At 62.6% G+C, this 14,394-nt stretch carries 8 protein-coding genes; 3 read left to right on the forward strand and 5 right to left on the reverse strand.

The window, feature by feature from the left end; genetic code table 11:
* The first annotated feature begins 318 nt into the window (after positions 1–318).
* Together NW848_RS03810 and lgt are read left to right on the forward strand one after the other, a co-directional pair.
* Positions 319–1,011 carry a response regulator transcription factor gene (locus NW848_RS03810; protein WP_011431479.1) on the forward strand — a complete coding sequence of 231 codons (693 nt, stop codon included), beginning with the start codon at positions 319–321 and terminating at the stop codon, positions 1,009–1,011.
* Positions 1,012–1,228: 217 nt separating this feature from the next.
* Positions 1,229–2,368 (forward strand): prolipoprotein diacylglyceryl transferase, encoded by a 1,140-nt coding sequence (lgt, locus tag NW848_RS03815; RefSeq protein WP_414508392.1) that lies wholly within the window; start codon positions 1,229–1,231, stop codon positions 2,366–2,368.
* A gap of 42 nt (positions 2,369–2,410) precedes the next feature.
* Here the strand turns inward: lgt and NW848_RS03820 are convergent, their stop codons facing one another.
* The 5 genes from NW848_RS03820 to NW848_RS03840 form a co-directional block, all read right to left on the reverse strand.
* Complete coding sequence (locus NW848_RS03820) at positions 2,411–4,366, reverse strand: tetratricopeptide repeat protein (protein WP_414402801.1); 1,956 nt, start codon at positions 4,364–4,366, stop codon at positions 2,411–2,413.
* Positions 4,367–4,368: 2 nt separating this feature from the next.
* Entirely contained in the window at positions 4,369–5,850 is a 1,482-nt protein-coding gene (locus NW848_RS03825) for a site-2 protease family protein (RefSeq protein ID WP_414390817.1), read from the reverse strand.
* A gap of 46 nt (positions 5,851–5,896) precedes the next feature.
* Positions 5,897–6,988, reverse strand: a complete 1,092-nt coding sequence (gene acsF / locus NW848_RS03830; protein WP_414402802.1) for a magnesium-protoporphyrin IX monomethyl ester (oxidative) cyclase — start codon at positions 6,986–6,988, stop codon at positions 5,897–5,899.
* Positions 6,989–7,087: 99 nt separating this feature from the next.
* Positions 7,088–11,695 (reverse strand): glutamate synthase large subunit, encoded by a 4,608-nt coding sequence (gene gltB, locus NW848_RS03835; RefSeq protein WP_011431483.1) that lies wholly within the window; start codon positions 11,693–11,695, stop codon positions 7,088–7,090.
* A 288-nt stretch (positions 11,696–11,983) separates the two neighbouring features.
* A complete protein-coding gene (locus tag NW848_RS03840; RefSeq protein WP_240527313.1) occupies positions 11,984–12,988 on the reverse strand; it encodes a hypothetical protein in 1,005 nt (334 codons plus the stop codon).
* A gap of 339 nt (positions 12,989–13,327) precedes the next feature.
* Between NW848_RS03840 and NW848_RS03845 the strand changes: the two genes are divergently transcribed.
* Positions 13,328–14,362 (forward strand): ATP-binding cassette domain-containing protein, encoded by a 1,035-nt coding sequence (locus NW848_RS03845; protein WP_414402803.1) that lies wholly within the window; start codon positions 13,328–13,330, stop codon positions 14,360–14,362.
* Positions 14,363–14,394: the final 32 nt, after the last annotated feature.

The following is a 14,394-nucleotide window of genomic DNA, read 5'->3' on the forward strand; positions in this document are numbered from 1 at the left end:
GTTCTTTTGTGGACTGCGTAAGAATCCCCCGCCTTTAGGCGGTGGGAGTGTCAAATATACCTACTTTTCGAGGCAAGGCAGCAATCTCTCTGGACGCTTTCCAGGTCTAAGTAGGGGAGTATCTTTAGTCATTTAGACAGGCCAAAACCCTTATAGGAACTCAGGTACGGCCTGTTAAAGAATTAAAGGGCACAGTAGCAACACCTAGCAAACCAACTTCGGAAGCAGGATGGATTGATTAGTACCGCCAGTTCCCACGGCTAGGGTATGCTGGTGAGCAGTGAGCAAGTTTCCTGCCTTTTCTTTTGAGGAGAGAATATGCCAGAACCGGAATCCTCCTCAGCCCACATTCTGGTGATCGAAGATGAGGCCAAACTGGCCCGTTTCCTGGAAACCGAGCTGGCCTATAGGGGATATCGGGTGAGTGTGGTCGGCGATGGCACGGTGGCCTTGGCGGCAGCCCGCGACCAGAACCCCGATTTGGTGCTGCTGGACTGGATGTTGCCCGGGATCTCGGGGTTGGAAGTTTGTCGGCAGTTGCGCTTGACGGGCAACCGCGTGCCCGTGGTGCTGATGACTGCCAGCGACGAGGTGGCAGATCGGGTGGCAGGTCTGGATGCTGGGGCAGATGACTATGTGGTCAAACCCTTTAGCCTTCAGGAGTTGCTGGCGCGGATACGGATCTATCTGCAGCCCCCCAAGGGATCTGGCGACAGCCGGTTGGTGTTTATGGATCTGACGCTGGATCCGGTGACACGCCAGGCAAGCCGGGGAGAGCGACAGGTGGAGCTGACGGCCAAGGAATACGACTTGTTGCGCTACCTGATGGAACACCCCCGCCAGGTGCTCACACGCCAACAAATTTTGGAGCATGTGTGGGGCTATGACTTTACAGGCGATTCCAACATCATCGAGGTCTATATTCGCTACTTGCGTCTTAAGATCGAAGGCCCAGGGGAGAAGCGCCTGATCCAGACGGTGCGCGGGGTAGGCTACGTGTTGCGCGAATAGGAGGCCGACATCCCCCAGAAGAATGGCCTGGGCAGCCTGGGGGGATCGCTGCTGCGGCAAGATTGGGGAGAATGGATCCCTATCGAGGCGCGGGAACGGCTGCTCAAAACTGGAGAAAAGAACCCGGAGAGGATTTCGTCCTGCTAGCAGGTGAGGTTGATGGAAGCCGACTGCTGGAAATGAATGGGGGGATTTTGGGGTGCAGAGGGTGTTGTCGATGAATCTAGGGAGTGCAGGGCTGCTGGGCCTTACCTTCAGCTCACCGGGAGAATTTGTCTTCCGCTTTCCCCCCGAAACCCCTCTCGTAGGTGGGCTGGGGCTGCGCTGGTACGGCCTGCTGATGGCCATTGCCGTGTTGCTGGGGCTGCTCTTGACCAAAGCCTTGGCGGAGGCCCGCCACCTGGAGAAGGAGCCAGGCGAGGCCAGCGAACGGGTCGAGATCCTGGCCCTGTGGCTAGTGGTATCGGGATTTCTGGGCGCCCGCCTCTACTACGTCCTCACCCACTGGTCAGAGTTCCAAGACAACCCCCTCCTGGCCTTTGCCATCTGGCGGGGAGGCATCATCATCCACGGTGGGATCTTGGCTGGTGCACTTGCCCTCTACCTTTACTGCCGCGCCACCGGGATCAACGGCTGGAAGTACGCCGATGTGATCACGCCGGGGCTAATCTTGGGCCAGGCCATTGGGCGCTGGGGCAATTTTTTCAACTCTGAGGCCTATGGAGCCCCCATTCCCCCAGACAGCAGTTGGCCCTTGCGGGTATATATCCCCCCCCAAGCCCGCGAGCCTGACTACAGCCAGTTTGAGTTTTTCCACCCCATCTTTTTCTACGAAAGCCTGCTCAACCTGCTTCTGTTTGCTCTCTTGATGGGGATGTTCTGGCGCTTCCCCAAGCTCAAAGATGGCACCTGGGTCTGGACCTATGTGGTCGGCTATAGCTTGATCCGCATCCCTTACGAAATTTTGCGCGTCTCGGCGGTGGCCTATCTGCCGGGAACTTCCATCAAGGCCGCCTACGTGGCCAGCGCCGTAGGCCTGGTGCTGGGGATCGGCATGCTGGTCTATATGTACCGGCTGCGCTTCGACCCCGATTTGGAGCAGTTGACAGCTTGGCTGGCCCAACAGGCAGGGCTAGAACAGGAGACGGCTGCTGAGCTGGTGCAGCGGGCCTGGGCCATCCAGCAAAAGCACCGCCGCGCTGACTTGCTGGATCGCGTCACCCTGGCCATGCCCCACTTTCCCAGCGCCCTTGCCCCCCATCTCTCTTTGGGCCAACGGGAGCTGCTGATGCGGCAATTGTTCTGCCGCTTGGAAGGTCAGGATCCCGCTGGAGAAGGGCTTCCCCAGCCAAGTTAGCGCCAGAGCTATCGGGCCGGACTAGGCCACCCAAACTAACCTTCAGGTCTTCAGACTTTGCAGCCACGCTTCTAGGGCGCGGATGGGAGCGGGATCCCGGTAGAGGCGCTCTTGGCGGGCTTTTACCCGCTGCCCTATTTCCTCACGCCAGCGGTCATCCAGGCCCAGCCGCACGGCAATCTGGATGTACTCCTCTACGCTAGAGGCGATGGTCTCGTAGATCCCCATCTGCCGCAGGATGGCGTAGGTGTGGCGGCCCCGCATCAGGGATCCCGGCAGCGTGACGATGGGCAGGCCATGGGGCAGGGCTTCCAGGGTGGTGTTGCCGCCGGACCAGCCGATGCTATCCAGGTAAACATCCCCCAGGGCGTTGTAGGCGGCATATTGGGCAGGCGAGAGCTCCGGCAACAGCAGCACATGGTCTTCAGCGGCCAGGCCGTAGGCTTGAAAGGCCCGCTGCAGCCGTTGCCAAAAGCGCTGGCGGATCCCTTGGGAGAGGCGGCCTCGCAAAAACAGGAATTGACACCGCCCCACTTCCCGAGCAATGCGGGGGAACACCTCGTCGTACTGCGGCAAGTACTTGAACAGAGATTGGGCGCAGAGGTAGAGCACCCTGTCGGGATCCACCCCCCAGGCTAGCCAGTCCACAGGGGCGGGGTCAATGTCCAGAGGGATGTAGTAGGTGCCGATGCCGGGCAGGGGCAGGAGCTGCTCGGTGTAGTGGCCGGCCCCGTCCGGCGGCTCCATCAGCTCGCTGCTGAGGAAAACATCCATTGTTGGCAGGCCAGAGGTTTGCGGATGTCCCCAGGCCATGGCCTGCACAGGGGCCAAACGCAGGGCGGCCAACTGGGCACAGACCGGGTCGATGCCCACCTCCGGGTAGAGGAGCACGTCCAGTTGCGCCTCCCGAAGGGTTGCCTGCCACTCCGCCAGGCTGCGGGATCCGGCCACAAACTGCTCAAAACGAGGGGGCAGGGAGCGCGTGATCTCGTCTTGGACGGCCGAGGTGTGGAAGCCGTAGAGGGCCACTTGGGAGCGATCCAGAGCTTCTACCCAGCCGCCGGTCAAGATCTTCCACACCGAATGATCCCGGAACAGGCCGGAGACGATGCCCACCCGCAGCCGGCCAGGACCTCGCCGCAGGACAACAGGGGGCTGGGGGTAGCGGGCCGCCATCACCTCCCCCACCAGGGATCCGTACAGGTGCTGCAGCTCGCGGTCGTTCTGGCCCTGGTAGGGCAGAAAGAAGGGTTGGACGGAGCCGACGCCGGCGGCAGCGCGCTCTAAAGCAGCGGGATCCCGCGGCAGTTGGGCCCAGCGGGCCTTGACCTGTTCCAGCGCTTGGCGGTAGCGCTGGCGGGCGCTTGCAATTTGCTCAGGGGTGTCGTAGAGCAAAGGCAACTGGCTGACGCACCAGCCCAGGGCCGCGGCCAAATCGGCGGGATCGGCCTGCCAGAGGCGGTAGAACAGCTCCGCTGCTTCCGCCTCCCGGCCACAATCGCGCAGCAGGATGGCCAGCGTGTAGGCGGCATCGGCAAAGTCCGGCTGCAACTCCAGAGCCTGCTTCAGGGGTACCAGGGCCGCCTCCAACTCCCCCTGTTGCCGCAGCACCAGCCCCAACTGGTACAGAACTTCCGGATCCGGCCCCCCCTGCTCCAGAGCCTGTTGGAGGTGAGCTTTTGCCTCCTCCAGGCAGCCTACCTGCTTGAGGACAATTGCCAGATTGTAGTGGGCGTCGGGAAACCACGGCTGCTGGGCCAAGGCCTGCTGCATCAGGGCAATGGCTTCTTCCAGGGATCCCTGCTGCTGCCGGCAGATCCCCAAGAGGTGCAGCGCCTCCGGGTGGGCGGGCTGGGCTTGCAACACCTGTTGGTAGAGGGAGATGGCCTCCGGCAGTTGCCCCGCCTGGTGATGGTGGACAGCCTGAACCAGCAGGCGCTGCAGGTGCTGTTCCTGGTTCTCTCGGCTGGGGCCAAAGCCCTTTCCCGGCGGCGACATCTTTAGCCGTTGGGAAAATTCAAAAAGCCTGCCAAGGCCGGGGCAATCGGCAGCAGGGTCATCACCATCAAAAAGAGGGCCAGCAACGCCAAGGCATCCCGTTGGCCGTCGGTCTCGGTAATCTCATCCTGCGGGGGACGCTCCGGCTCGCGGGCAATAAAGAGAATCAGCAGCGCCCAGTAGAGGGCCAAGACGTTGCTGATGGCCGCCACCGCCAGGGCAATCAGGGTAATCACCGTGGCGCGGGCCGCCGTCTTCCGCCCGTACACCGCCTGCACAATGCGACCCCCGTCCAACTGCCCCGCCGGCAGCAAGCTCAAGGCGGTGATGGCCAGGCCAATCCAGCCCACCGCCACGAAGGGGTGAATGGGCACCAGCTCCGCCTGCAACTGGGATCCCAGCACCAGCCGCGCCAGCGTGCCCACCAGGATGGAGCTGCGAAAGATCTCCGTGGGCACGTACAGCCCCCCGGAGCCAGACAGCCTTAGGCCGACCAGCAGCACCACCAAGGAAAGGAGGCCGCCCGCCGCCGGGCCGGCAAAGGCGATGTCGAACAGGGCCTTGCGGTTGGGCACCGGCGACTGGATGCGGTTTAGGGATCCCAGCGTGCCGATCCCCAAGCTGGGGATAACAAAAGCCGGGCTGAGGCGGACGCCGTACTTGACGGCCATCCAGCGGTGGCCCGTCTCGTGCACCAGCAAAATGGCGAAGATCCCCGCCGCCACGGGCAGGGCCTCCACCCAACGCCCCGGCGCCTCCAACAGCCGGAAGCCGAACAGGTTGGCCCCCACCTCCAAAGTGGCCAGAAAGCTAGCCAGCATTAGGCCTGCTGCCAGAATCTGGGCTCCCCTCGAGGTGCGGTAGTTAACAATCTCATCTGGCAAGACCACCACCGCCGGCTTTTCTGAGGCATCTTCCACCAAAAACAGTTGGTAGCGGCTGCCCAGCCGCTCCCTTAGCCTTTCCTGCAGCAGCGGCACCACCCCCTCCGCCTCCCGCCGTAGGTTGCCCTTGAAGATCGCCCCCTCCCCATAGGGGATGGTCTCAGTCACAAAAAAGGTGTCCAGGCTGAAGATGGACTGAATGGCCTGCAAATCTTCCGCAGAGATGCCCCGCAAGACCAAAGGCTGCTCGGCAGGCGTCTCCCCAGCCCCTTCCGAGGGGATTTCCTGCCGCTCCTCCATCTGGGCCAACTGCTGCCGCCGCGCCTGCAGCTCCTGCTGGGCCAACTGACGGGTTTTGCGCCCCACGGCAATGTAGAGCCCCGTGAACACCAGCAACAGCAGCAGGAAGCCGGCGAAGTTGAGGTAGATCCCCAGCAACAGCAGCCCCAGAAAGACCACCCACGGCAAAAGGAGCAGGGATCCCTGTAACCACACCCAGACGGCCAGGGATCCCCGCCGGCGGGCTCGCCAGAAGCCCCAACCCAAAAACGCCAGCGTTCCCAACAAAAAGAGGGGCGTAATCTCGGCGGCGATGTTCATGGCTAACCCACGAGGCTTACCAATAGGGAGCTGGAGTCAAAACGGCTCAAGCGGAAACAGCCGTTCCTTCAAACCGAGGCTCCGGCTGCTCCCACAAGTAAAAGCCAGCTTTGCGCGGTTTGAGCAGGAACAGCCGCAGGAACTGGTAGGCGTTGTTGAGGTAAAGAGGCAGCTTGCGCAGGCTCTTGAAGGGCCCAGCTCCGCGGGCAATCTCCCTCAACTTGGCGTTGTTGGCCACGCACTTCTGCAGCCGGCGCACAAACTCGGGGTTCTCCACATCCAGCACCACCGGGAAGACCTTGGCCGCCTCGCGGTTGGTCTTGTAGATCACCTCCATGTCGTAGGTGTGCGGATCCAGGCCCAGGAGGCGGTAGAAACCTGGGCGCTCGCCCACGTCGTTGAGGTACATGGTGGCAAACACCGACAGCAGGAAGAAGCGACACCACAGCTCCGCCACCCACCCCTCGAGCAGCCGCGGCTGGCTCAGGAGCATGAGGGCAAAGAAATCGCCGTGGCGGTTCTCGTCCTGGCACCAGTTCTTGAAGAAATTGAAGATGGGGTAGATGCGGTTTTCAGGATGGGCCTCTAGGTGGCGGTAGATGAGGATGTAGCGCCAGTAGCCAATCTTCTCGGAAAGATAAGTGGCGTAGAAGATAAAGCGGGGCGCGAAATAGGTGTAGGACTTGTGCTTGGTTAAAAAGCCTAGATCAAAGGCCATGTTGAAATCGCCCATGGCGCGGTTGAGGAAGCCGGCATGGCGAGCTTCATCGCGGCTCATCAGGGCAAAGCACTCAGCCAAGACCGGGTTGGTCTCCTTCAGCCTGCGGGATAGCTCCTTGTAGAGGAGGAAGCCGGAGAACTCCGCCGTGCAGGAGCGCTCCAAAAACTCCACAAACAGCCGCCGCGCCTCCGGATCGAGCCGGCTTTCCCAATCTTGGTTGAACTCCTCGCCGCGGACGAAGTGGTGGCGGTTGTAGTCGGCGCGAAACTCCTCCAAGATGGCCCGGAAGTCGGCCTCTCGATCGCCTAACCCCATCTTGCCGATGGCCTCGAAGTCGGTAGTGTAGAAGCGCGGCGTCAGGATGGTCTCGGTGGGCACTCGCGCCTGGGTTTGGGCAGCTCGCAAAGTGGAACTCATAGGGGTTACAGGATGAAAAGGCCAGTATACTCTCGCAGTTTACCAGCCCTTGTGGCCGGCGGGGGGATAAGAAGTGTTACCGACAGGCCCCACAACCCCCTACGACTGCACCGCCGCCGGCTGGGATCGCGCCGGATCCGTCAGCTCACTCCCCTCCTCCGAAGGAGGGATCACCTGCCAAAACAGAGGCAGGTAGCGCTCCCAGTTCTGCAGGATGCGCTCGGCTTTGGGGGAATGGGTGCGGCGGTAGTGCTCTTGGATCAGGCCCTTCAGTTGCGCTTCCGCCGCCGCCGTCTGTATCCGCTGGATGCGCACGATCTCGCCGTTGACCTTGGCGGGGAAGTTGCCCTCTTCATCGAGCACGTAGGCCAGGCCGCCGGTCATGCCCGCCCCCAGGTTGCGGCCCACCCGCCCCAGCACCACCACCACACCGCCGGTCATGTACTCGCAGCAGTGGTCGCCGGATCCCTCGATCACCGCCTGGGCGCCGGAGTTGCGCACGGCAAAGCGCTCCCCCGCCTGGCCGTTGGCAAACAGGGATCCGCCCGTGGCCCCGTACAGACAGGTGTTGCCCAGGATTACATTTTCCGCCGGATCCCGCGGGGCTTCTGGGGGAGCCAGAATGACAATTTCACCGCCGCACATGCTCTTGCCCACGTAGTCGTTGGCTTCTCCCGTCAGGGTCAGGCGCATGCCCGCCAGGGTAAAGGCCCCAAAGCTCTGGCCGGCTGTGCCCACAAAGCGCAGATCCAACAGCCCCCCTTGTCGGACAAAGCCGGTATCCCCATACAGCCGAGCCAGGGTGCCGGCAATGCGCCCGCCCACGCAGCGGTCGGTGTTGGCGATGGGCAGCTCCAGCATGGCCGCGCCGCAGGTCTCGATGGCCTTTTGCACCTCGGGCCGGGCCAAGATGGCGTCATCCAGCACCGGGCCATTGGAGTGCACCGGCTCGTGCTCCAGCCACTCTGGGCGCTTGTGGGGATCAAAGCCCGGCGGAGTTCGCAGCAGACACTCCAAATTCAAGGACTGGGTTTTCGCCAAAGCCACATCGGCGCGGGGGCAGAGCAGATCCACCCGCCCAATTACCTCCTCCAGGGAGCGGTAGCCCAGCCGGGCCAGGATCTGGCGCACTTCCTCGGCCACAAAGGCGAAGAAGGTCACCACCTGGTCCGGAGTGCCAGGGAAGCGCTTGCGCAGCTCTTCCTTTTGGCTGGTCACCCCCACCGGGCAGTTGTTGGTGTGGCACACCCGCGCCATGATGCACCCCTCGGCAATCATGGCTACTGTCCCGAAGCCGAACTCCTCTGCCCCCAGCATGGCCGCCATCACCACTTCCCAGCCGGTGCGAATGCCGCCGTCCACCCGCAGAATTACCCGCTGCCGCAGGCCGTTTTCCAAGAGAGCATGATGCACCTCCACCAGGCCCAGCTCCCAGGGTGCCCCCGCATGTTTGATGGAGCTCAGGGGAGAGGCCCCTGTGCCCCCCTCGTGGCCGGAGATCTGGATGATGTCGGCATTGGCCTTGGCCACTCCCGCCGCCACGGTGCCGATGCCCACCTCCGCCACCAGCTTCACCGACACCTGCGCCTGCGGGTTAACCTGGTGCAAATCGAAGATCAACTGCGCCAGATCCTCGATCGAGTAGATGTCGTGGTGGGGCGGCGGCGAGATCAGGGTCACCCCCGGCTTGGAGCGGCGCAGCTTGGCGATGTAGGGGCTGACCTTTTTGCCGGGCAGTTGTCCGCCTTCGCCCGGCTTGGCCCCCTGGGCAATTTTGATCTCGATTTGCCGCGCGTTGAGCAGGTACTCCGGCGTCACGCCAAAGCGGCCCGAAGCCACCTGCTTCACCGCCGAGCTGGCGTTGTCCCCCATGCGCAGGCCCTTAAGGTGAGGAAAGCGCGCCGAGGTCCCCTCGGGTGTTACATCGGTGATGGGGATGTAGCGCTCCGGATCTTCCCCGCCTTCGCCGGAGTTGGACTTGCCGCCGATGCGGTTCATGGCAATGGCCAGGGTCTCGTGGGCCTCGCGGCTGAGGGCCCCCAGCGACATTCCCCCCGTGGCAAAGCGCTTGAAGATCTCGGTGGCCGGCTCCACCTCCTCCAGGGGAATGGGATCCCGGTCGCTGCGAAAGTCCAGCAGATCCCGCAAGGCTGTGGGGGTGCGGCCCCGCAGATAGGTCCGGTAGATCTCGTAGTGGTCGGGCTGGCCTGAGGCAATGGCCTTGTGGAGCAGCTTGGCCATCTCCGGGCTGTTGATGTGGTATTCCCCCTTGGGCCGCGCTTGGATGAAGCCAAAGTTCTCCAGCTTTTTCGAGGTGAGCTGGGGGAAGGCTCGCTGGTGATTGGCCATGCCCTCGCGGGCCAGATCCGCCAGCGTCATCCCCCCCACCCGCGACACCGTGCCGCGGAAGGCCAGATCGATCACCTCTTGGCTGAGGCCGATGGCCTCGAAGATCTGGGCCCCGTGGTAGCTGGAGAGGAGGGAAATGCCCATCTTGGAGAGGATCTTGAGCAAGCCCGCCTCGATAGCTGCCCGGTACTTCAGTTGAGCTTCGGCCAGAGAGAGCTGGGGCAGCTTGCCGGCGGCCATTTGGGTTTGCGTCTTGGGCTTGTGCCACCACTGGCGCACCGCCTCATAGGCCAGGTAGGGACAGACGGCGCTGGCCCCGTAGCCAATTAGACAGGCAAAGTGGTGGGTACTCCAGCACTGGGCTGTCTCCACCACCAGGGAAGCGCGCAGGCGCAGCCCCTCCTGGATGAGGTGATGGTGGATGGCCCCCACGGCCAGCAGAGGCGGGATCAAGGCCTGCTCGGCGCTCAGGCCGCGATCCGAGAGGATTAAGATCTCTGCTCCCTCCCGCACCGCTTGCGCCGCCTCTTGACAGAGGGCTTGCACCTGGGCGGCCAGCCCTGCTGGCCCAGCGGCCACCGGGTAGAGGATCGGCAGCGTGCGGCAGGGAAAAGGCGTCTGCTGCAGGGCGGCCAGCTCCGCCTCGTTGAGCACCGGGCTGCGCAAGTGCAGCAGACGGGCATGCTCTGGGCGAATCTCCAGCAGGTTGCCTTTGGATCCCAGGTACACCTCCAAAGACATCACCAGGCTCTCCCGCAGGGGATCAATAGCCGGGTTGGTTACCTGGGCAAAGCGCTGCTTGAAGTAGTCGTAAAGGGGGTGGGGCTGGGTGGAGAGCACTGCCAGCGGCGCGTCGTCCCCCATGCTGAAAACCGGCTCTTTGCCTGTGGCGGCCATTTCCTCGATGATCATCTCCACATCTTCCGAGGAGTAGCCGCAGGCAGTTTGCAGTTGGAGCAGCTGCTCTTCGGTAAGCTGCGGGGCGTTCTCAAAGTCTTGGCTAGCCAGCTGAACGCGGTGAGCCCTTAACCACTCCCCATAGGGGTGCTGAGCTGCCACCTGGGTTTTGATCTCCCAGTTTTTGTAAAGCTGGCCACTTTGCAGATCCACCGTCAGCATCTGCCCCGGCCCCAGCCGCCCCTTTTCCAGGATCTCGGCTTCCGGCAGCGGAACCACCCCGGCCTCTGAAGCCACCACCAGCAACCCATCGCGGCTGAGGGCATAGCGGGCCGGGCGCAAGCCGTTGCGATCCAGGGTGGCGCCAATGGTTTTGCCGTCGCAGAAGACCACCATAGCCGGCCCGTCCCACGCTTCCTGCAGGCCGGCGAAGAACTCGTAGAAGTCCACCACTTCCGGGCGATCTTGCAGCTCCGGCTGGTGGCGGTAGGCCTCCGGGATCAGCGCCATCATCGCCTGCTGGCTGGAGTAGCCCGACGCGATCAAGAGCTCAAAGACCGCGTCCAGGCCCGCTGAGTCGCTGCTGCCGGGATCGATGACGGGTTTGAGCTCCTCGATGGCCTCGCCCCAGAGGGGATGGGCCAGGGTGGGCTCGCGGGCAGCCATCCAGTTGACGTTGCCGAGATACGTGTTGATCTCGCCGTTGTGGCAGAGGTAGCGGAAGGGCTGGGCCAGCGACCAGCGGGGCAAGGTGTTGGTGCTGAAGCGGCGGTGATAGGTGGCGTAGGCGGTGGTGTAGAGGGGGTTGTGCAGATCGCGGTAAAACTGGCCCAGCACCGCCGATTGCACCATGCCTTTGTAGACAATCAGCCGGCAGGAGAGAGAAGCAAAATAGATGGAATAAAAGCCAAACCGGCTTTCCACCTGCCGCCGCAGACGCCGCCGCAGCAGATAGAGCTGCCGCTCCAGCTCATCTCCCGCCAGCCTGGGATGGGTGAGAAGCATCTGCCAGATAGAAGGCAGGGTTTGCCGCGCCATCGGCCCCAGGCACTCCGGATTGACCGGCACCTGGCGCCAGAGGGGCCGCCCCCACTCGCTGGTGGCCAAGTAGTCGTCGATAAGCTGGCGTACCGCCTGGCACTCGGCGGGAGCCTGAGGCAAAAACACCATGCCCACCGCGCTGCGGCCGGGATCCCAAGCCCGGATCTCGTCCCTCTCTGCCTGCAGCAGTTGCCAGGGAATGGCTGTGGCAATGCCGGCCCCATCGCCGCTTTGGTTGTCGCCGCCGCAGCCGCCGCGGTGCTCCATGCAGGCGAGAGCTTGGAGGGTTTTTTGCAGCAGCTCGTGGCTGGCTCTCCCCTGGCGATCCACCAAAAACCCAACGCCACAGGCATCCCGCTCTTGAAAGTGCCAGCTTTCCTGCAGGATGGGAACCGAGACCTGGGAGCGATGGGGATTCATGGGGAAAAACGGCTTGGAATGAATCACGCTTTAGAGTTGGGAAACTAGCATATCGCAATCCAATCCGGCAGGAAAAGGGGTCAGCCCCAAGTCAAGCTGGATTTTGCCGATAGGACAATCGGATAAGCGAAGAAAGCCAAAAAAGGCTCGCTACGAACAGATTTTTCCAGTTTTTCTGCCAGCTTCTTCGGCAGACTTTGGACGATCTGGGACAACCAGAGGGTATGCCTCAGCTGGCGCTGGCTTCGCTTGCCGCCAACCGGCCATGTGGAGAACTGCCATTAACTGTTATCTGAAGAAGTCGGAAAATGTATTTCGCAGATCGGAGAGCCGGTCGTTGAAGCAGGTGAGCCGGTCATCGGTGGAGCTCACCAGGGTTAAATCTGCCCTGCCGGTTGCGCCCTCGGATCCCAAGAGGGGGACGCTCATGCGGCTGGGATCCGCAGGATTCTGGGAGACGCGGATGACAGCTTGCTGGCGGTTGAACTGATAGGCCTCGGCCACGTAGCGGATGGGCTCGCTCAAATTGGGATCCACCGGCAAGCTGGGGGCCGGCAAAAGATCCACCAGCTCGGTAAAGGTGCCGCTCCGCAGGCCCACCACGGCAGCAGCCCCCAACTGGTTGCAGATGGCGATGAGCACCGGCTCTTGGGCGCTGGCGCTGACGTTGGCCAAGGTGACGGTGACGGTGGCCCGGCTGGGCGCTGGGGGATAGGTGATCTCAAAGGTGCGGGCAGAGGCGTTGCCCAGCTCGTCGCGGGCGCGGAAGCGGAGCTGCCCTCTGTAGGGCAGGATGGAGGAGAAGTAGAGGCCAAAGCGATCGCTAGGGCCCCGTCCAGGGATGTTGGCCTGGCCGGGGACGTAGGCGAGGACGGCCCGCGTCTGCCAATTGTTGGGCGGCGCATAGGGCAGCAGCGGGCCGCTATTGAGGCTGGGGGGTTCTCTGGGAGGCGGATCCGGCTGGCCATCTCTGTTCAAGTCCAGGCCGTTGCCCAAAAAAGCCACCGAGCGTTGGAGCAGGATGGGGCGGTTTTGGGTATCGACCAGAGGAGACCGCCCTTCCGCCAGCCCCGCATTCTCCACATAGACGTTGAAGGGGCGATTCAAGATCTGGTTGTCCCGCTGCCGCCGCACGTTGAACTGCAAGTAGGGCCCCACCGCGCCCGCTGTCGGGGATCCCCCTGTAATTTCAAAGTCGTCGGCCCGCAGAAAGGCATTTTCCAGCGGGCTAAGCGGCGTTGTCGCCTCGCCACAGCCGACCAGGCCGAGCGCCAAGATCGCCCCAGCTGCCAAAGATCCCAGTCTAGGTTTGACGAGATTTGGGATAAGAGATTGAACAGGGGAAGTCGGGCCCGCACAGGTGGGATGCGCAGGCCGGCAGGCAAGCTTTGGCTTCACCATTCATCTTCTCCCCACAACAGAGATTGGCGACCGGGCTGAGCGGGAAATCGGCGAAAATCCACCTGCAGCCCCCCAGCGTCGCCTGAACCACTATATCCTGAGCTTCGGTTTGGATCCCACCATCCCTATGGGGTTGGGAGCCATGAGTCGGCGATAGGGAGGGAGGAATTGAGGGAATCGCTACTCCTTTCTCCTGAGCCGGCTTGATAGCTTAGAGGAAGCGAAAGGTGGATGCCCATGTCAGATACCCCTGCAGTCTTGGTAGAACAACTCCAGAAGCGCTACGGCTCCACAGTGGCCGTGGCCGATGTCTCCTTCCAAGTAGAGCCCGGCCAGATCTACGGCATTCTCGGCCCCAACGGCGCCGGCAAAACCACCACCCTGCACTGCCTGTGCACCCTGCTGCGCCCCGACGCAGGCCGGATCGAGGTGTGCGGGATCCCCGTCAACGAAAATCCCAAGGCAGTACGCGAAAAGCTGGGCTTTGTTGCCCAGGAGGTGGCTTTGGATAAGGTGCTGACGGGGCGAGAATTGTTGCAGTTGCAGGCCGATCTCTACCACCTGCCGCGGCCCTTGGCCCAAGAGCGGATTGCCACCGTCCTCGAATTACTGGGGCTGGCCGACCGGGCCGACCAACGCATCGGCACCTACTCCGGCGGCTTGCGCAAACGCCTCGATCTGGCGGCAGGACTGCTGCACCAGCCCCAGGTGTTGGTTTTGGACGAGCCCACGGTGGGCCTAGACGTTCCCAGCCGGCAGGCCATCTGGGACTTCCTGCGCCAGCTCAAGAACACCGGCGTTACAGTGGTGCTCAGCAGCCATTACCTGGAGGAGATCGACCTATTGGCCGACCGGGTGGCCATCATCGACCGCGGCAAGGTGATTGCCGAAGGCACCCCAGAAGAGCTAAAAGCCCGCGTCGGCGGCGAGCGCATCACCGTCAAGCTGCAGGAGTTTGCGCCGCCAGAACTGGCCCAACGGGGGGCCGAACTGCTGGGATCCCTGCCCTTTGTCCAAAAAGTGGTGATCAACAGCGCCCAGGGCAACGCCCTCAACCTGGTGGTGCAGCGCAACGGGGAGGATCCCCTCAGCCAGATCCGCGCCCACCTCGAGGCCCATGGGCTGGAGGTGTTTAGCAGCAGCCAATCTCGCCCCAGCTTGGATGACGTGTATTTGGCGGCAACCGGGCAAACCCTCCTGGATGCGGAGCTGGCTGCCGCCGAAGCCAACCTGGGCAAAAAGAAAAAGTACAGCCTTTTAATTTAAAATAGGGTACAGGTATTCAAGAGGAAGGAGAG

This window comes from Synechococcus sp. RC10A2 (genome assembly GCF_047502605.1).